Raw genomic sequence first — 508 nt, 5'->3', positions numbered from 1 at the left:
TCGATGACGCGTTCACCGGTGTCGAGGGCGAGCTGGGCATCACGGCCGCGTGCCGGCTGACCGGCCGCTCCCGGGCGACCCACTACCGCCGACTGCGGCCGACGCCACCGCCAGGGCCCCGCAAGCGGCAGGTTCAGCCCTCGGCTCTGACGGCCCAGGAGCGGGCCGCGGTATCGGAATTGATGAACTCGGGCGAGTACGCCGAGCTCCCGCCCGCACAGATCTGGGCCCGTGAGCTGGATGCCGGACGCTACCACTGCTCCGTCTCCACGATGTACCGGATCCTGCGCGAGAAGGGGCAGAACGGCGAGCGCCGAAGACAGGCCACCCACCCTGCCAGGACGGTGCCCGAACTGGTCGCCACCGCGCCCTCACAGGTGTTCACCTGGGACATCACCAAGGCGGCCGGACCGGCCAAGGGCATCTGGTACCACGCCTACGTCGTCATCGACATCTTCAGCCGCTACATCGTCGGCCACACCGTCGAGGCCGCCGAATCCGCCGGGCG

Annotated in this window: 1 protein-coding gene; it reads left to right on the top strand. The window is 70.1% G+C overall.

All coding sequences use genetic code 11. From position 1 onward, the window contains the following. Positions 1-508, top strand: a 508-nt coding sequence (locus SCWH03_RS28320) for a transposase family protein (protein WP_503827456.1), incomplete at both ends; no start/stop codon positions are given.

The sequence above is a fragment of the Streptomyces pacificus genome, from assembly GCF_011766325.1.
GTDB lineage: Bacteria > Actinomycetota > Actinomycetes > Streptomycetales > Streptomycetaceae > Streptomyces > Streptomyces pacificus.
The sequence above is the reverse complement of the archived record's forward strand: the minus strand, read 5'-3'. Positions and strand labels throughout refer to the sequence as shown.